This window comes from Companilactobacillus formosensis (genome assembly GCF_005405305.1).
GTDB lineage: Bacteria > Bacillota > Bacilli > Lactobacillales > Lactobacillaceae > Companilactobacillus > Companilactobacillus formosensis.
In genome coordinates this window covers 162,679-182,309 of record NZ_BJDU01000006.1, presented here as the reverse complement: position 1 = coordinate 182,309, position 19,631 = coordinate 162,679, and the positions used below count along the sequence as shown (strand labels likewise).

Below are 19,631 nucleotides of genomic sequence, written 5' to 3'. Positions count from 1 at the left end.
CGTTTTCAGAATTATTATTGTATGATTAGTAGTAGAAAACAGGGGGAAAATTATGGGGATACTCGCAGAATTTCGACGTCAAAATAGCAATTTTTGGCGTTATTTTTGGAAATACAGTCAAATCATCATCTTAATTCAGTTAATTATTCATTTTATTTTGATTCCCGTTTTGAGCTTTTTAGCTAACGGCATCAATTTTTTGGGTAATGTCAACTATGTTTCATACACTAACGCTTTAGAACTGATCACGCACAAGCCACTAGTGGTAATCGGATTAATATTAGTCCTGTTTCTACTACTATTATTAGTCTTTGCACAGTTCACTTTATTACTAGTCAGCTTTCAAGCTATCAAATCACATGCCAATCTAAGTTGGTGGGACTATCTCAAGAGCGTCAGTAAGAACCTCTTTGGATTGCCATTTAAAGCTTTTGGATTCTTTCTATTATATTTCTTGATTATTACACCATTTGGCAGTTTGGGATTATCTTCAACCCTTTTAAGTAAAGTAAAGATTCCCCAATTTATTCTCGATTGGCTATTTCAAGAACATTTGCCATTAGGATTACTACTGATTGTCGCTTATTTAGTGGTTTTATACGTTGGGATTCGTTGGATCTTAGTACTTCCTTCAATGATTTTTGAAAATAAGTCTATCAAAGCTTCAATTCATCACAGTTGGAATAAAACTAGACATCAAGAACTTTATTACTTAGGTATCTTTTTAATCTTGTTAGCCGTGGTCGCCATCTTCATCACCGTCTCAACAAGTATCTTGATTGCTTTCCAATACTTGATTGACCATGTTGGTGCATTAAAAGTTCTTGATTTTCCAATGGCTGTTATCAACATGACGGCTATTCAACTGATCAATTACATCACGGGAATTTATGCTTCTGGGATGGCCATCTTGATTATCTTGAGTGATACACATACAAATTACTTTTATCCTAAACGCAACCATCGCTATCACAAATGGTTCTGGGGCATCTTAGGAACAGCTGTCGTCGTCAGTTTTGTTACTTTCGACATCACTTACTTCAACAACTGGTTACTAGAACCACCTTTGAGTATTTCTCATCGAGGTGTTGATGACGGTAATGGTGTTCAAAACACTATCGAATCACTTAAAGCTACTGCCAAAGAAAAACCTGATTACATCGAAATGGATATTCAGGAAACTAAAGATCACAAGTTTGTCGTTTATCATGACAACACGCTTAAAGGTTTAGCTGGAATCAATAAGACTCCAAGTCAACTAACCTTAAATGAATTAACTAATATCCAAGTTCACGAGAATGGTAAAACTACTCACATTGCAAGTTTTGATGACTATTTAGCAACTGCCACGAAATTGCATCAGAAGTTATTAGTCGAATTGAAGGACGTTTCTGGTAACAAATCTGATTTTGTCAGTCTTTTCGCTAAAAAATATGGTAAAAAGTTGCAAGAAAATAAAGCCATGGTGCACTCATTGGATTATCAATACATTGAAGACACCAAGCAACTTTTACCTAAGATTCAAACTAGTTACGTCCTACCATTCAATCTATTCGGGGTTCCTTACACTAATTCCAATGCTTTCACGATGGAATACACAACTTTAAATGATTCCTTTATTGACCAAGCCCATATCCAGCAAAAGAAAGTCTTCGCTTGGACAGTCAACGATACTTCCGATATGGATCGAATGATTTTCATGGGTGCTGACGGCGTGATTACTGATAATCTCAGTGATTTGCATGAAGAAATCCGTAATTTATTTAAAGACTCCAGTTATTCTGAACGAATGACAGTTTACGTAACACAAATGCAAGATCCGTTTGAATGATAAAAAGCAGTTTTCTCTTTTAAATTATCAGAGAAAACTGCTTTTTTATTCAATATTTATCGCCACTTTTTTTACCCATTGCAGTGGCTAGTTTATATACGATTTCAATATTAATATTATTTCCATTTTCAATTTCAAACTCACGTCTAAATTTTGGATCCTTTAGTTCTTCTTTCAAAATGGAATCAATACTAACCAACCTCCATCAAATAATAGATTTTTTCTTATCTAATCAAATCATTCGATCCATCACTATCAATATAACCAAAGACATCTTCTTTAGTAAAAATTGGTGTATCATTCATCGACGCTTGGGCTAAAACTGAATTAGCAACGGCAAACTCTAGAATATCTTCGAAAGTCCATTTTTCTAACAGGCCACAAATTATCCCACTAGCAAAGGCATCCCCACTACCGATTCGGTCGATGATATTTAATTTATGCTTACTAGAGCGATAGATTTTGTCATGATGGAACAAGAAACCCTCAAAATACTTCTCGCCATCAACAATACTACGACGACTGCCAGCAAAGAAATTGATCTGATATTCGATACAGAATTTTTTGTACAACTCGGTTTCATCGTCAATTTGGTAATCCAACAAATCCGTTAAATCCCTCTTACTACCAAAGACAATATCAACGTATGGCAAAATCTCTTGGTATCGTTTTTTCATCGTTTCGTGGTCAATATCCAAATTTAAACTCATGCGATAATTAAAATCAAAACAGACGATTTTATTTCTTGCTTGAGCTACTTGAGCTAATCTTTTAGCGGCTTTTCGCGTTTGATCTGTTAAGCTCAAAGCAATGCCGCAAATATGAACAATATCTACACCTGTTAAAGCTTTCTCGAAATCGTAATCCTCAACTTTACTCTTACTAAAAGCACTAGACAGACGATCTTGATAAGTCACTCGTTGGGGTCGTGGTCCAAAACCTAATTCAACGAAGAAACTACCGATATTGTGACCTTGATAAATAATCTTTCGATCAGAAATACCCAGCTTTCGTAAATCAGCTGCTGCCTTTCTTCCAACAGGATTATCTGGTAATACAGTTAAAATCGATGTGTCGTAGCCAAAATGGGCCAAACTACTCAACAAATTAACGCCCGTCCCCACAGTTGTGACCGTCATGTCGTCAGTTTGCTCGAGCATTTTATGATCATTGACGGTATAACGTAACATAACTTCGCCAAAGGCTAAAATATTCATCTGAAAAACCTCTAAAATCTTTTGATTATTTGATACAACTTAGCAACGTCTTCTGGTCTAGTATCGCCATTTTCATCGATGATTGAACTGTAGACATGTGGAATAATCCGCTTAACACCAGCATCAACCGCAATTTGGACGATTTCTTCAAAGTTATTTAAATCAATTCCACCTGTTGGTTCAAGGTCAAAATCATTTTCAGCACAGGCTTTAGCAACAGCTTCGTACTCGGCTTTGTGAGTTAAACCTTTCATTGGGAAAAATTTGATGGAAGAACCACCCATATCTTTGAGCAATGCAATAGCTGTTTCAATGCTTACTTCAGTTGGAGCCGTTTGGCTGCTCAAAGGACCAGTTGCCAAATTGACGAAACCAACTTTACCAGTTGGAGAAACTAATCCATTGATAATGGTCTCATTTTGTCCAAGAGCTTGACGACTAGCACCTACACCTGTGAACACTTGGTTGACGTGTTGTGGTTGAATAGCCTTTGAAACTCTGACTACCATGCTACTTTGATTAGGATCTCCGGCGCCTAAACCGACAGAAACGGCATTGTCGATAGCTTTTTGATATTCCTTCATATCAGCAATAGCAGCTTCATCAGTTGGATAATTTTTAGTCAAAACTCCTAATACTACATGACCTTCAGCAGCTTCGTAACAATCTTTAGCATTCTGAACTGAATTAGCTAAGACATTCAAACAAATTCCATTTTCCAAATAATTTGGTCGTAAACTCATCTTAATTTCCTCCAACGATTTCTTTTAATCTTGAAACAATTTGGTACATCTCTACTTCATTAACGGCCCGAATATCAAATTCGATAATACCTTCATTCACTCGATATTCACGTGCATAAATGGCTGTATCACCATTTCTCAATTGGTCACAGATTTCTTTAGCTGATAAATTGCCAGTCGGTTTTACTTCAGCACGATAAATTTCACGACCAGCACCATCTTGAACTATTTTGACATCCATATTGGGGACTTGAGCTAAATTGTCAACGAAAGGCTTGAGTCTTTCAATCATCGATTCACCGGATTCTGAACCATCTTTTAAATATTTAGCAATCGCTGCTGTTAACCCAATAATATTTTCCTTACCAATCTTCATGGCTCGACCAATACCGAATCCTTGCATGCGAGCCCACTTGATATATTCACTTTTACCGAAAATCACCCCAGAGGCTGGTCCTTCAATTGCCTTGGCACCACTGTAAATTACAATATCAGCACCCATTTTGATGTATTTTAATAGGTCTTCTTCGGCGGCAGCATCCAAAACTAGTGGCAAACTGTGACGATGAGCGACTTCAATTGCTTCTGGTATCGTCAACATACTCTTTTGCACCGTGTGGTGACTCTTGATGTATAAGATGGCAGCTGTCTGATCAGTAATCTGCATTTCTAAATGCTCAGATTTACACATATTGCTGTAACCAGCTGGAACCATTTTTCCACCAGCAACTGAAATCATCACATCCACTGGTGTTCCATAATCAACATCATGACCCATGGGCAAAATCACTTCTCGCTTAGTAATGCGGTCAGTATAAGGATGATATACATGATATTGACTGCCTTGGCCGATAATTCCTGCAAGAGATTCAGCGATTCCTGCCGAAGCAGAGTTAACCACTAAAGCATCTTCACTGCCGACTAAACGAGCTAAATATTCACCAGTTTTAACTAACAGATCCGACATTTCAAAGAAATTTTGTGCTCCCAATTTTTGAGCAGCTACTACTTCGTCTGAAACTTTTGAAACGCCTAAGATCGTCATTTTACCGTCTGCATTGATAACGCGTTTTAATTTGTATTTATCATATAGATCCATTGTTTTCTCCTATTGCATAACTTTGACCGCTGATGATGCTGTAAATTGGTTCAACGACCTTGTTAGTTTGAAATTTATTGCCATCTGAATCGACTAATTCTTTAGTTTGGTTTTTGACATCAAAAATCGTTAAATCAGCATCCTTGCCAACTAATAATTCACCTTTATCCAAATTGAAATTATGAGCCGGAACTGTTGTAATCATTGGTATTACTTGTTTCAAATCAAAACCTAGATACAGCATCTTCTCAATACACGTTGCCATGTTATATACGGGACCAAGTTCCCGATTATGATGATAAATATCAGTGCTCAGACTTTGAGCAAAGATGCTTTCTATAGTAGCTTGTTGGGCGGTTTTGACATTAAAGCTTTCGGAACCATGCCCAATATCAAAAATAATGCCTTTCGCCAAACCAGCTTTAACAAATTCTTTTACTTGTCCATCTGAATTCAAAATACCGTTGTCCTTGCCATTGAAACAATGAGTAATAATATCGCCTTTCTCTAAGACGTCCATAATTTCTGATAGGGTTGGTGGATTAGTTCCGACATGAACCATTAGTGGTAAAGGCTGCGTTAATAATTTTTGAAACATTTTGGCTTTGATTAGTGGCTTAATGCCGTTGTCGACTACGACTGATTTACTAATTCGAGCTTTAATACCCACGACAAATTCGGGATATTGGTCAATCATTTTTTGAAGTGGCGCATATGCAACCTTCGTCATATCTGCCAATTCATTTTGAGCTAAAATACCAGTTTTAGAAATATTGATCATTGCAAAAACATTAGTCTTTTTGTGACGAGTAATCTGATAAAAATCCTCAATGTTATCGGCACCAGTGGAACCAGCATCAATCACTGTTGTCACACCAGTTAAATAACCGACCTTATCTGGATCATCATAATAGAGCGACAACTTTTCATAGCAGTGGACGTGGTCATCAATCCAGCCAGCGCTAATATAAGAAGTATTGTGCAGATCAATTACCTCATCAGCCGTTAAAACATTTAATTTGGGACCGATTTGAGCAATTTTTTGATTTTCAATCAAGACTTCCAAAGGAAAACCACTGATGTCTTTGCCATTTTTGATATAAAGACTAGTCACATTTACCTCCTGAACTTGAACTTATCCCATGGTCCGACATAATCTAGCAGGAATAATTCAGATTGAGAAATTTGGGCAACTTTGTTTTTACGCTCATCAGTATGGTCTTGGAGCACGACTTGTAATTCATTCTTGTACTTACCAAAGTTATCATTGCCAATAACGATATCGCCACGTTTGAAATCATGGGAGGATTGGCTGACAGGATTATCGTTATTCTTGTACTTCTTTCTAACTTCAGTTGAACGAATTACTAAATCAGTAATGTCCCCTCGTCTGACGTGTTGATTGTCTAATAAAATCTCCCGTTCAACTTGGTTAATATCATCCGATAATTCAACATTGAAAACTAATTGATAACGATTGATCTCACTGAGTTTTTTCAATTCATCTTCAGAAGCATAGGCATTACCAATAATGGCGCAATCAATCAAGTTAGTTGCGAATAAATGCTTAGCTTGAACTTCAATTGGCAAATCACGATGCATTTCCAAAGTTGGCAAACCATCGTTGATATCCCAAGGTCCGATATTACCAACTTGAGAGGTGATAAAAGCAGCAGTCTCGATGCCATGTTTTTTAAAACGTTTCGACGCACTGATAAAGAAATCTAGTGGCAATCCAGTACCTCGTTGAGGATAAAAATTGTGACAACCATAAATAAATGGCTGGTTGGCTGAATAACTGAGAATATTGTCTAAATAAGCAACGTCATTACTCATATTCAATTCAATATTCAAAGCTTGAGGATTATAAGATAAAAGTGCTTCCTTTTGCCCGTCAAAGCCTTGATCTAATCTGATTGCATCAGCTCCTAATTCAGAGAAGAAATCCAAATCATCATAGGAAATTCCCAACTGATCAAAGATGTTTGGTGCAATATCCAAAGTAGTTGAGAAACCTAGATCCTTTGCAAAGCTAATTAAATCGCTGAATTTTTTGGCAACTTTTTCTTTACCTTCAGAAACTTCCAACATACTCATAAAAATTCTCGTGAAACCATAACGATTAGCTTGAACTAAATAACGCTTATCATCATCCAAATTACTGTGATCTGGATAAAGTGAGATACCTAAAGACCTTTTGGTCATATCTTCTTACCTCTTTCCATTTTTTTAAACTCTCGTAAGTAATATTCTGAAATATTGATTGATAAATAGATCGTACTTAAAATTACGAGAATAACTGCCGGTTTAAAGAAGAAACTCACGACTGCCGTCAAAAAGATTATTAGCGATGAAATTAAAATTAGTTTTCCTGCTTTTAATCCTTTAAGAAATTTAGGTACGAATCCTTTTTGAACCAAAATCTCGCAAGTAATAAAGTAGATAAATAATAGTAGAAACACGATCATCTCATCACCCTATTCTTTTTCCAATTGTTGTTTTTCGAAAACTTTAAAGAATGGATAGTAAATTGCCAAATCGATTAGGAAATTGACGAATACCAAAATTAAAGCTAGGATACTCCAGTCGGTACTGACAAATGCACCTAAAGGACTAGGAACAGTAAATGGTAAACGAGCCATCATCATCGGCACGATGCCAGTTATCGTCAGAACATAGGACAACGTCCCGGTCACTAAAGGTCCTAAAATGAAAGGAATCCCTAAGATTGGGTTCATAACAATTGGTGCACCGAAGATAATTGGTTCATTGATATTGAATAGTCCTGGTAAAAATGATAATTTTCCTAAATCTTTTAAATAAGCTGATTTAGAGAACATAAATAGAACAACTAGCGCCAAAGTACCACCGGCACCACCGATCCAAAGGAACCATTGTAAGAACTGTTCTGTAAAGATTGTTGAAAGTTGATGAGCACTAGTACCGTTAGTAAATTCACCCATGTTTTGAGCAATTGACATTTCCCAGAATGGTCTAGTAATTGGTGCCAAAATTGCTGCTCCGTGAATTCCTAAAGTCCAAAAACCAGTAATCAAGAAAATCGTTAGTAACCCACCGAAGAGACTGTTACCAACTAGAACTCCTTTCAGCGGCATCAAAATTGTTGTCAAGAAAGTAGAAATATTGAAGTTCAAAACGTATCTAATAAACCAGAAAAATAGCAAGATGAATGCTGCTGGAAATAGAGCTACGAAGGAATTTGAAACTTCTGGTGGAACACCGGCCGGCATTTTGATAGTGATATTTTTTTCTTTGAAGAAACGATAAATTTCAACTGTCAAAAGACCAGTCACAATTGAAGCAAACAGCGACGAAGCCGAAAGATTAGCAATATTGATATATCGACCCGCATCGATTACTCCTTTGACATTGTCCGTTACTTGAATTGGGGCTGCAGCGGAAATTAGAAAAGCTAAAACAGCTAAGGTTCCGTTAGTCAATTTGTCCAATTTATAATAATCTGCCAATGATGAAGCAATTCCAAAAGCTGCATAGAGTGCTAAAATCCCCACTGTATAACGGAATGGAATATCCAGAATATCTTTGTATGGTTCCAACATTTTAGCGACTGCTTCAATTGGCATATTATTGATAATCGTGAAGAACGAACCAACAATCGTTAGTGGTAGCGTTGAAATGATACCCTTTCTGATTGCCATCATGTGTCGTTGTGCTCCTAATTTGTTCGCAACTGGCACGACTTTAAAATTCAAAAAATTAATAAAATTATCCATTTAATACCTCCTTCTTTTTCGCAAATATAATAACATTATAATGTTATAATGTAAACGCTTAAATAAAGATTATTTAAATCTCATATTCAATTTTGTATGGCATTTTATTACTGTCATAAATGGATTCAGTATACTCAATTAATTTTCCTTTATTATCAAAACCACGTCTAATACGCTTCAAAGCTAGGTTATCTTGTTTTTGAAGAATTTTTTTGTCAGTTTCATCAATATTGATAGCACTGAATTCATCACTAAAACTGCTGATTTCCTGCCCATTATCACGCAAAAACTTATACAATGATTGATTTTTCAAATTTTTCAATTCATCAGTAACATCAATATTTGGTAAATAATGATTAACAATGATAAAAGGTTTATTATTCAACAAATATAAGCGCTCGATATAAACAATATTTCTATCAGTCAATTCATCTTTAAGTGGCGTATCTTCAAGAGATAAGACATCAGCTTTTAGAATTTGTTTAGTTAAATTATCTGATTCACTGACGATTGAAGAATAAGATCTAGCTTTCGATAATTTATTGAAGAGATTATTACTGATCACACGTGTTCCAATACCACTCTTCTTCTTTAAATAACCTTCGGCTACCAATTTCTCAACAGCTTTACGAACCGTGATTTTACTGACATCATATTTTTGTTCCAATTCATTTTCAGTTGGAATCAAACTGCCAACTTCATACATACCTGATAGGATATTCTTCTTGATATCATCAGCTACTTTTTGGTATAAAATTTCAACGACCATTATTGTATTTCCCCCAGATGCTTTAATTAATTTATACATTCATTATAGTATTTCTTATGCTAATAAAAGTTATCATTTATGTAAGCGGATGACAAGTTTTGATGTTTCCTTGCTGAAATGTCATTGACATAATTATATGTACTAATATAATTAATTATGTAATTACATATTATGTGGAGGTAATATTATGGAATTAGAATATACTTTAAATGAGTTGGCAAGAATGATTGATCATACTAATTTACATGCCTATGCTTCTAGTGAAGACATGGTAAAATTATGTAATGAAGCTAAAAAATACAATTTCAGAATGGTCGCTATTAATCAAGTACAGTCTAAGATATGTACTGACCAATTAAAGGGTACCGATATTGATACAGGTGCTGCTATTAGTTTTCCACTAGGACAAACAACCATTGAATCCAAGCTGTTTGATATCAAAGACGCTCTAAAAAATGGTGCCAATGAAATTGATTACGTCGTTAATTTGACTGAAGTTAAAAATAGCAATTTTGATTATGTTAAGGATGAAATGCAACAAATCGTTGATCTTTGCCACAGTGAATCAGTTTTAATTAAAGTTATTTTCGAAAACACTTATCTCACAAAAGATGAAATCAAGAAATTGGCTGAAATTGCTAAAGAAGTTAAACCTGATTTCATCAAGACTTCAACCGGATTTGGCCCTAGTGGCGCAAAAATTGAAGACGTTAAATTGATGAAATCTGTTGTTGGCGACGAAGTATCCGTTAAAGCTGCTGGGGGAATTAGAAATTCCGATGATTTTTTGGCCATGATTGCAGCCGGTGCCGATAGAATTGGTACAAGTAGCGGTGTCAAAATCATCAATGCTATCAAAAAACGTATGGAAAAAGACAACGTTGACGTTATCAAGATTGATAGAGATTACAAGAAAAATTTGAAATAATTATTTATAGGAGTTCAAGATGGACAGTGGAAATTTACCAAAGTACAAAATTATTGAAGACGACTTACTAAATAAAATAAAAGCTGGTTTTTATAAACCTGATACATTAATCCCTAAAGAGATAGAATTAATGGAAATTTATCACGTTAGCCGTCCTACTGTTCGTCAAGCAATTCAAAAGTTAGTCGACAAAGGTTTATTAGAAAAACGTAAGCGTCGAGGAACAATTGTTAAACAAAACAAAATTTCTCAAGAATTCACGCATACCATTAAGAGTTTTAACAATGAAGTGCGAAGTAAAGGTTTCACTCCTCAAACACGCGTTTTATTTTTCCAAAAAGAATTACCTACCGAAGAGGTTTATGAAGCCTTGAAAATAACTCCAAACGATTATGTCTATAAATTGGTTAGATTACGTTATGCTGATGACCAACCCATTGTTCTAGTAACTAGTTATATTCCTTATAAAGTTTTTCCCACATTGGACAAATACGATTTTAGTAAGGTATCTTTATACGATACTTTGGATTCACACGACCGCCGAATAGTACATGTTAAGCGTAAATTGGAAGTTTTAAAGGCTGATGAAACTACGGCTGATTTATTGAATGTTGATATTAACGATCCACTTTTTTATTTCCACACTGTTGGTACTACAAAAAATGACATAAAAACTGAATACTCCATTGCTAAATATCGTGGAGATAATAACTCATTTGAAATTTATATTGATCGCTAATTACGCAAAAAGGCCCAGAAACCATTTAGGATTTCTGAGTCTTTTTTAATCTATTTCAAGCCGTTATTACTAATTACATCTTTGTACCAGTAAAATGACTTCTTTGGATAACGTTTGAGAGTTCCCTCACCATTGTCGTCAAGGTCAACGTAGATGAAACCGTAACGTTTGGACATTTCACCAGTTGAGGCACTGACTAAATCAATGCAGCCCCAAGGAGTGTAACCCATCAAGTCAACACCATCGTCGATAGCACCAGCCATAGCTTTGATGTGTTCTTTTAGATAGTCGATACGATAATCATCTTCAACATAGTGGTCTTTATCTGGATCATCATGAGCACCTAGACCATTTTCAACGATGAAGAGTGGTTTTTGATAACGATCATACAATTGGTTCAAAGCAATTCTCAAACCAGTTGGATCGATTTGCCAACCCCAGTCACTAGCTTTCAAGAATGGATTCTTAACTCCACCGAGAAGATTACCGGAAACTGTATCGTTGTCTTCCTTAGTTACTTCAACAGCTGATGACATGTAGTAACTGAAACCAATGTAGTCCACTGGATACTTCTTGATCAAAGCTAATTCTTCATCAGTTCTGTCTAAATCATCGACTGTTAAGCCATACTCTGCCAACAATCTCTTTGTGTAACTAGGATATTGACCACGAACTTGAACATCCGCACAGAAGAAGTTGAAGTCTTGATTTTGTTGTACGGTAGCGAGTTGGTTAGCTGGATTGGCATCGTAACTATAAGTTGTAGCGTAAAGGATCATACAACCAATTTGAAGATTTTCGTCTAATTCATGACCAATCTGAACGGCTTTGGAACTAGAAACGAATTGATTATGCCATGCTTGGAAGACATTCTTCTTATCGTTACCACCATTTGATGGAACCAAACCTTGACCCATAACTGGGAAATGTGCAGCACTGTTGATTTCGTTGAAAGTCATCCAGTATTTAACTTTCTTGTAGTAGCGAGTTAGAACCACACGGGCAAATCTTTCAAAGAAAGTAATCAACTTCTTATTCTTCCAGCCACCGTAGTTTTTAGCCAAATTCAATGGCAATTCATAATGGGAAATTGTAATTACTGGTTCGATATTGTATTTCAAACATTCATCAATTACTTGATCATAAAATTTCAAACCAGCTTCATTAGGTTCTAGTTCATCGCCATTTGGAAAAATACGTGACCAGGCAATTGAGAAACGATAACATTTGAAGCCCATTTCAGAAAATAGTTTAATATCTTCCTTGAAATGGTGATAGTAATCAATTCCTAAGTGGTTAGGATAAGTATATTTAGTCTCATCAATAGTCCAATCAAAGTCAGGACTCTGCACGATACTAAAACGATCTTTTCCACCAGGTAAGGCATCCGCGATTGATAGTCCACGACCATCTTCTTTGTAGCCACCTTCTAGTTGGTTAGCAGCAGTTGCGCCGCCCCAGAGAAAGTTTTTGGGAAAGTCTGTCATAAATAAATCCGTCCTTTTTATATAATGTACAAATATATTATATTATTTTAGTGAATCCGTTTGCAAAAGCAAATTATATACCGCTCCATATAAATTAGCATCACTCTTGAAATGGGCTTGAACGATATTAGGAATTTCTATCTGTGCCTTCAACAAAGGATTAGGGTCTAATAATCGTGAATAAGCTTTATTTATCTCTTCAACGACAACTGGTTGGGCACTGATTCCACCACTGATAGCAATAGTTTCCAAATCCACAACACTTTGAATATTCAAGATAACCGTCGCTATAACGTCACAATACTTGGAGAAAATTTCTATAGCTCGTTGATCGCCATTGTTTATAGCATCAAAGACCGCTACGCCATCATGTTTATCTGCTAAATTCAAAACTTTAGCACATTCTTCTATCATATGAACCGCCGAACCAGAGAGTCCTACTAAATTAGACATTTTGCTAGTATCAGTACCTAAACTCATATAGCTTAATTCTCCAGCTTGGTAGTGTGAACCGTGCAATAGTTGATGGTTTAAAACAATCCCACCACCAACGCCAGTTCCTAAAGTGATAATGGCACCATTGTTGACATCCTTCAAAGAGCCTAGCCAAAGTTCAGCTGATGCTCCCGATTTAGCATCATTTTCAACCGCAACGGGAATATGAAAAGCACTTTCCAATTCATCCTTGAAACTAACTTTATCCAAGAACGGTAAGGCTCCCCCATAAAAAACAGTTCCCGTTTGGACGTTTACTTTGCCCGGAACACTGATGCCGACACCTTGAATTTCAGAAAGATTCTCTTGCACAATTGATTTGATTAAATTCAAAAAATCCGTTTTGTTATCAGGCGTTTTTACATTTTCATGGAAAACTAACTCGCCTTGATCATCAATAATTCCGTATTTTATATTAGTTCCACCTATATCAATGGAAAAGTACTTTTTTGTCATTTATTTGTTTGTTCCTTTCAATTTTGGTTGGTTTTTGCTTGGACATGGTGAACTCTTAGGTAATGAGTGAATGCACATCACCATGACTATTAAAAAAATAGAAGCAAGATTGTAAAAATAGTCAATCTTACTTCTATTATAATATTTACTTAGTTAAACAAAACTTATGATTAATCGTCTAAATTTTCTCCATTGCTACTAATGACTTTCTTATACCAATAGAAGGAATCTTTAGGCGTTCTATTTAACGAACCAGTACCATCATTATTTCGATCAACGTATACGTAACCATAACGTTTCTTCATTTCACCAGTTCCAGCAGAAACCAAATCAATACATCCCCAACTTGTGTATCCCATTAGATCAACGCCATCAATTGTAACTGCGTCTCTCATTGAAGAAATATTCTGACGGAGATAATCAATTCTATAAGGGTCATGAATCTTACCGTCTTCAGCAATCTTATCAACAGCACCTAATCCATTTTCAACAATCCACAAAGGTTTTCTATAACGATCATAAAGCGTATTTAATGCCATTCTAAGAACATATGGGTCAGTTGCCCAACCCCAATCAGATGTTTTCAAATATGGGTTCTTTACACCGATTTGTAAGTTACCGGCACTTTCTCCAACATCTTTATGAGTCGTCACTACATTAGATGTATAACATGAAAAACTTAAAAAGTCAGCTGGATATTTTGCTAACAATTCGTAATCTTCCTGTTTATCATCTAACTTAACTCCTTCACGTTCATAATATTTAATACGTGAAGCAGGATAATGTCCACCCGTTTGAACATCAGAGAAGAATAAAGTATCATCCATTTGTTTTAATGATTTTAATTGATCTGCAGGATCAGATGTATATGGATAGAGTTGGCTATATGCTAACATTTGTCCAATTTTAAAATCTGAATTGATTTCATGTCCTAATTTCACAGTTAATGCAGAAGCAACAAATTGGTTATGAGCTCCTTGTGCTCGATTTTGAAGACTTCCATCTAGTAAACCGCCTGCAACAAATGGCATCATATCCATACAATTAATTTCATTAAATGTTAACCAATATTTGACTTTTCCATTATATCTTTCAAAAACAGTCTTTGCATATTTTACAAAGAAATCAATTAATTTTCTACTTGCCCAACCATTATATTTATTAGCAAGATTTAAAGGCGTTTCATAATGAGATAAAGTAACTAATGGTTCAATATTATATTTCTTTAATTCATCAAAAACTTTATCGTAAAATTCTAAACCTTTTTCATTGGGTTCCTTATCATTACCATTTGGAAAAATTCTCGACCAATTAATGGACATACGATAGGTTTTATAACCCATTTCTGCCATTAATTTAATATCTTCCTTATAATGATGATAAAAATCTGACGCGATGTGACTAGGATAATATTCCCCATCAATAATTGCTGCTTGAGCCCCATCCGGAACTACTTTTGCGCTACCAAATTTCAACTCTGAAAATCCAGTTTCACCCGTTTCAGAATTTTTCCATGTAATATGACGAGGAGTTTCATAAGTACCTGCAGTCATAACATCTGCTGTACTTAATCCCTTCCCATCTTCATTGTATCCACCTTCGAATTGATTTGCGGCTGTAGCGCCGCCCCATAAGAATCCATCCTTAAATGACATACTTTTCTCCTTCAACAAAATTTATTCTAAATTTTTTCCATTACTTTCAGTTACTTTTTGATACCAATAGAACGAATCTTTTTTATAACGTTTAAATGTCCCGTTTCCTTCATCATTTGCATCAACGTATATAATTCCATATCTTTTACTCATTTGACCAGTTGAGGCAGCAGTTAAATCAATTATTCCCCAAGGCATGTAACCTATCAGATCAACACCATCATTAATTGCATCTGACATGGCTTCAATATGTTGACGCATATAGTCTATACGATATGGATCATGAATCTGACCGTCTTCCAACTTATCTTCAGCTCCAAGTCCATTTTCCGTAATCATAATTGGCTTTTTATATCTACGATAGAATTCATTTAAATAGAATCTCAATCCTACAGGATCAATGTTCCATCCCCATTGTGATTTCTTAAGATATGGATTAGGCTCTCCAAATGCATTGATAGCTCCATTAGATTTCTTCTTTGCATTTGCTTTTACACAACCAGTAGCATAGTAACTGAATGTCACAAAGTCGACAGTTCCATTTTTTAAAATTTCATCATCATTTTTTTCTTTTTTTATAACGATGTTATTATTTTTAAAGTAACTCTTCATATAGTATGGATATTCTCCATCACTTTGCACATCAGAACAGAAAAACAATCCTTGTTGTGTTTTCTCCTGCCATGCAAGCATATCTTCTGGCTTTGGTGTTAATGGATAAGAAGTCATTCCTGCAATCATGCAGCCAACTTTATTTTCTGGATCAATAGCATGTGCCAAATTAACAGTTCTAGCACTGGCAATAAATTGATTATGTAAAGCAGTAAATCTAGTGCTCATTTGTTCAGGATTTTCATCAACTTGAGTTGTCATACCATGCCCACCAGCAATTGATTTTATTCCACCAACGGAAAAACCACCTGCAGGAGTTGATAATGAATTTATTTCATTAAAGGTTAACCAATAATGTACTAATCCTTTGTATTCTGTAAATAATGTATTTGCATAATGAACATAAAAATCTACAAGTTTTCGATTAGCCCAACCATCATATTTATCAGAAAGTCCTAGGGGAAGATCATAATGAGAAATAGTTACTAATGGCTCGATATTATACTTTTTTAGTTCTGTAAATACATTTCTATAAAATTCAATTCCCTCTGGATTAGGATTGTGTTCATCACCATTTGGAAAGATTCTTGACCATTGAACAGACATCCTAAACATATTTAATCCTGCTTCGGACAAGAGTTTAATATCCTCTTTATAATGATGAAAAAAATCGGAACCTTTGTGTGATGGATAAACATATTTTGATTCATCAATTGGATAATGATATTCACGATCTGTATCCTTAGATCCTAACGTTAATGTATCAGAAACTGATAATCCCTTACCATCTTCTTTATATCCACCTTCAAATTGATTTGCGGCTGTGGCGCCACCCCAATAAAAATCTTTGGGAAATACACTCATTTTAATTCCTCCATTTTATGTAAGCTAAGCAGTTACTGTAGTACTTTCTGTGCGTTCAACAGCTTTCTTTACATTATCTTTTTGATTATATTCTTCAGGAACATCTTCTTTATAAAGAATCAATGTTGCAATAAATGAAATAATCATTCCAATTAACATTCCAATAAGTGCCCAAACAAATGTCATGATAGTGCTTCCAATAAATACTGGTGTACCAAATAATCCAGCACTACCAGCCATTGCGTATGCTTTTACACCAAAGAATCCAGCAAATCCAGCACCAAAGAAACTTCCAATCATAGCACCAATCATAGGTTTCATATATTTCAAATTAATACCATACATAGCTGGCTATGTAACCCCAGCTACAATGGCAGTAATACCACATGTAAAGGCAGTAGAACGTAATTTTTCATTATGATGTGTTTTAACACCAACGGCTAGGGCTGCAGCACCTTGATCCAAATTACTTACAAAATTAGCGATTGTAATAAGTGGTTCTGTACCAACTGTAGCAAAAGTTTGAACAGCATATGGTGCAAAAGCCGTGTGCATACCAGTCATGACAATCCATGGGAATGCTGCTGAAAGAACAGCGACACCAATGAATCCTGTAGTGTTATAGAACCAAAGAATAAATTTAATCAAGTAAGTACCGGCAATAGAACCGATTGGAGCTAGCAACCATAATGTTAGTGGAGCCATAATAAGTAATGTTGCAAATGGAACAGCTAATGATTTCAATGAATCAGGAATCCACCGTGTAAAGAATTTTTCAACATATGACATAATCCAAACGGCAAGAATACTTGGAAAAATCATATTTCCATAGGTTCCGCCATAAACGGGGATACCGATAAGTGATAGTGCCTTTCCTGATGAGACAGCGCTTACAAAATTAGGATCAATAAGCATAGCACCAATCAACATACCTAAACCTTGATTTGTTCCAAATTTTTTGGCAGCTGTAGCACCAACAAATACCGGCAAGAAATAAAATGCTGCATCACCAATAAAGTTTAAAGTAACGTAACTAGGACTCTTAGTAGTTAAAACACCAGTAATTTGAAGAACTAACAAAAGAACTTTAAACATACCACCACCAATAAGCAATGGAAGTAATGGTGTGATACTACCGGCAATATAATCAATAATTGTCATAAAACTAAATTTTTTCTTTGGTGCATCATCGGCTGGAACTGAACCATCACCGGTTAATCCAGTTTCTTGAAGTACCTCATTATATGCAGTACCAACATCTTGTCCAATGATAATTTGAAACTGTTCTCCAGACCATTGAGTACCAATAACTTTATCTAATTTCTCAATTTCATCTTTTTTAACACTTGCCTTGTCCTTAACGTTAAAACGTAAACGTGTAACACAATGTGTAAAGAATACAATGTTGTCTTGTCCGCCTAGAAGGTCAACAACGTTATTGGCAATATCACTATATTTTATTTTTTTTGCCATTTTTCCAATCTCCTTAAATAATTTCAATAAAAAACCCTTCAACAAAAGACAATAAATCAAAATAACTTTGATTCATTAAGTCCTTTGCTGAAGGGTAATGCCCGTTAGGTTACAATCCCTCGCGTGAGCAAAGTCTATTAACATGTAAAATTAAATAAAATTTTTCTTCATCCTCTAAGTTCATATTACGTTGCTCAGAAAGATACTGTGCTATTTTATCAACGCAATCTGCAGTTTTAGGATAATTTTTAGCCATATCTTGATACATAATTTTATTATCGGTATTTATTGAAATCCCACTAGATTGACGTTTTAAAAGATATTGCATGTGAGTAACAAATCTAGAGTAATTAAAACTATGTTTATCTATATATAGTTCGAAATATCCTGAAATTATATCGGTAATATCGGATATTAAACTGCCTTCTCCCTCGTTACCATTAGGGCTAGTTGAAACATTTTTTGCATTAATAAAATGCATTGCTAAATTACTTGCCTCCTCACTTGGAAGATTAGCATGTAATTCATTATTTATAAATTTAAGGGCTTTTTGTCCCATTTCAAATTCATCAGTATAAAGATTCTCAATATCATATTGCATTGGAGCGGTAAATACCATACCTTTTTTTCTTCGTTCAATCGCAAACTTAATATGATCTGCTAACGTAAAAACTAAATTAGAAGTTATTGGTGTGGGTACTTTCAGCCTAAACATGTCTACAATCTCTGCAGAAACATTAAGAATATCAGATGGAATATCACTTGCCATATCAATATACATTGAATCTACATTATAAAAAGTTCGTTGAATTTTTTTCAAATCCGATATTTCATACGGCATTTCTGGAAATCCAATTCCTTTTCCAACTGCAATTAGTTGATGATTCTCTGAATCCAAACATACTGCAATATTATTATTAATCTTTTTGATTGCTTTCATGTCTACGCCCCGTTCCTACTTATTTACAGAAGCAATAACTGATTTACCAGCATTTACATCTCCTATATTTTGAATTTCAACCGAATAATCTTTACTATTAGTAATCAAAACTGGAGTAATTAAATTGTATCCCTTCGATTCTATCAAAGAACGGTCTAACTTGATAATAGGATCCCCAGCTTTTACCTTGTCACCTTCATTAACTAATTTTTTAAAGCCTTCACCTTTCAGGTTAACTGTATCAATACCAATATGTACCAAAATTTCAGCGTCATTTTCGGCTATAATACCAAATGCATGCATCGTATTTGGTATAGTTGTTATTTTTCCATCACAAGGTGCACAAATTGTATCGCCAGTATACTTAAATGCGATTCCTTCTCCCATCATTCCAGATGCAAATACCTTATCAGGTACTTCACTCAAATCAACGGCTTTTCCGTTAACAGGAGCGACTAATTCAACTTCTTTAACTTTCTTTTTAAAAATATTTAACATATTGTCCCTCCTAGATAAAATTACTTTTTATTTCACTTTTAATATAAAATGTACAAAAAAATCCTCGAAA

Annotated in this window: 19 protein-coding genes; 3 read left to right on the top strand and 16 right to left on the bottom strand. The window is 35.0% G+C overall.

Features of this window, described 5'->3' with window-relative positions; genetic code table 11:
• Window positions 1-52 precede the first annotated feature (52 nt).
• On the top strand, window positions 53-1,831 hold the full coding sequence (locus FFM65_RS08655; RefSeq protein ID WP_119317042.1) for a glycerophosphoryl diester phosphodiesterase membrane domain-containing protein: 1,779 nt from the start codon (window positions 53-55) through the stop codon (window positions 1,829-1,831).
• A 49-nt stretch (window positions 1,832-1,880) separates the two neighbouring features.
• Here the strand turns inward: FFM65_RS08655 and FFM65_RS12365 are convergent, their stop codons facing one another.
• The 8 genes from FFM65_RS12365 to FFM65_RS08620 all read right to left on the bottom strand — a co-directional run bounded on the left by FFM65_RS12365 (window position 1,881) and on the right by FFM65_RS08620 (window position 9,414).
• Complete coding sequence (locus tag FFM65_RS12365; protein ID WP_255311499.1) at window positions 1,881-2,009, bottom strand: hypothetical protein; 129 nt, start codon at window positions 2,007-2,009, stop codon at window positions 1,881-1,883.
• 46 nt (window positions 2,010-2,055) lie between these two features.
• Window positions 2,056-3,048, bottom strand: coding sequence for a sugar kinase (locus FFM65_RS08650; protein ID WP_119317041.1), 993 nt, complete (start codon window positions 3,046-3,048; stop codon window positions 2,056-2,058).
• Window positions 3,049-3,059: 11 nt separating this feature from the next.
• Entirely contained in the window at window positions 3,060-3,791 is a 732-nt protein-coding gene (dagF, locus tag FFM65_RS08645) for a 2-dehydro-3-deoxy-phosphogluconate aldolase (RefSeq protein WP_119317040.1), read from the bottom strand.
• Window position 3,792: 1 nt separating this feature from the next.
• Window positions 3,793-4,890 carry a DgaE family pyridoxal phosphate-dependent ammonia lyase gene (locus FFM65_RS08640; protein WP_119317039.1) on the bottom strand — a complete coding sequence of 366 codons (1,098 nt, stop codon included), beginning with the start codon at window positions 4,888-4,890 and terminating at the stop codon, window positions 3,793-3,795.
• Window positions 4,877-6,004 (bottom strand): amidohydrolase/deacetylase family metallohydrolase, encoded by a 1,128-nt coding sequence (locus FFM65_RS08635; RefSeq protein WP_119317038.1) that lies wholly within the window; start codon window positions 6,002-6,004, stop codon window positions 4,877-4,879. The genes FFM65_RS08640 and FFM65_RS08635 overlap by 14 nt, the downstream gene beginning before the upstream one ends.
• A gap of 2 nt (window positions 6,005-6,006) precedes the next feature.
• The gene (locus FFM65_RS08630; RefSeq protein WP_119317037.1) at window positions 6,007-7,095 is read right to left on the bottom strand and encodes a DUF871 domain-containing protein; all 1,089 of its coding nucleotides are present in this window, start codon (window positions 7,093-7,095) and stop codon (window positions 6,007-6,009) included.
• Window positions 7,096-7,367: 272 nt separating this feature from the next.
• Entirely contained in the window at window positions 7,368-8,645 is a 1,278-nt protein-coding gene (locus tag FFM65_RS08625) for a PTS sugar transporter subunit IIC (protein WP_119317035.1), read from the bottom strand.
• A 73-nt stretch (window positions 8,646-8,718) separates the two neighbouring features.
• Complete coding sequence (locus tag FFM65_RS08620; RefSeq protein ID WP_119317034.1) at window positions 8,719-9,414, bottom strand: GntR family transcriptional regulator; 696 nt, start codon at window positions 9,412-9,414, stop codon at window positions 8,719-8,721.
• A 187-nt stretch (window positions 9,415-9,601) separates the two neighbouring features.
• On the opposite strand from FFM65_RS08620, the gene deoC reads away from it, so the two are divergent.
• Together deoC and FFM65_RS08610 are read left to right on the top strand one after the other, a co-directional pair.
• A complete protein-coding gene (deoC, locus tag FFM65_RS08615; RefSeq protein WP_119317033.1) occupies window positions 9,602-10,342 on the top strand; it encodes a deoxyribose-phosphate aldolase in 741 nt (246 codons plus the stop codon).
• 19 nt (window positions 10,343-10,361) lie between these two features.
• Window positions 10,362-11,081, top strand: a complete 720-nt coding sequence (locus FFM65_RS08610) for a GntR family transcriptional regulator (protein ID WP_119317032.1) — start codon at window positions 10,362-10,364, stop codon at window positions 11,079-11,081.
• Between the two features lie 50 nt (window positions 11,082-11,131).
• On the opposite strand, the gene FFM65_RS08605 is transcribed toward FFM65_RS08610, so the two are convergent.
• The 8 genes from FFM65_RS08605 to FFM65_RS08575 form a co-directional block, all read right to left on the bottom strand.
• Entirely contained in the window at window positions 11,132-12,568 is a 1,437-nt protein-coding gene (locus FFM65_RS08605; RefSeq protein WP_119317031.1) for a glycoside hydrolase family 1 protein, read from the bottom strand.
• Between the two features lie 42 nt (window positions 12,569-12,610).
• Entirely contained in the window at window positions 12,611-13,519 is a 909-nt protein-coding gene (locus FFM65_RS08600; protein WP_119317030.1) for an ROK family protein, read from the bottom strand.
• Window positions 13,520-13,689: 170 nt separating this feature from the next.
• A complete protein-coding gene (locus FFM65_RS08595) occupies window positions 13,690-15,174 on the bottom strand; it encodes a glycoside hydrolase family 1 protein (RefSeq protein ID WP_119317029.1) in 1,485 nt (494 codons plus the stop codon).
• Window positions 15,175-15,195: 21 nt separating this feature from the next.
• Window positions 15,196-16,650: a glycoside hydrolase family 1 protein gene (locus FFM65_RS08590; RefSeq protein WP_119317028.1), complete on the bottom strand. Its 1,455-nt coding sequence runs from the start codon at window positions 16,648-16,650 to the stop codon at window positions 15,196-15,198.
• A gap of 24 nt (window positions 16,651-16,674) precedes the next feature.
• A complete protein-coding gene (locus tag FFM65_RS12360) occupies window positions 16,675-16,995 on the bottom strand; it encodes a hypothetical protein (RefSeq protein ID WP_255311498.1) in 321 nt (106 codons plus the stop codon).
• Window positions 16,996-17,001: 6 nt separating this feature from the next.
• On the bottom strand, window positions 17,002-18,123 hold the full coding sequence (locus tag FFM65_RS08585; protein ID WP_245954192.1) for a PTS transporter subunit EIIC: 1,122 nt from the start codon (window positions 18,121-18,123) through the stop codon (window positions 17,002-17,004).
• Window positions 18,124-18,232: 109 nt separating this feature from the next.
• Window positions 18,233-19,063, bottom strand: coding sequence for a PRD domain-containing protein (locus tag FFM65_RS08580; RefSeq protein ID WP_119317027.1), 831 nt, complete (start codon window positions 19,061-19,063; stop codon window positions 18,233-18,235).
• A 15-nt stretch (window positions 19,064-19,078) separates the two neighbouring features.
• Window positions 19,079-19,561, bottom strand: a complete 483-nt coding sequence (locus FFM65_RS08575; protein ID WP_119317026.1) for a PTS sugar transporter subunit IIA — start codon at window positions 19,559-19,561, stop codon at window positions 19,079-19,081.
• Window positions 19,562-19,631: the final 70 nt, after the last annotated feature.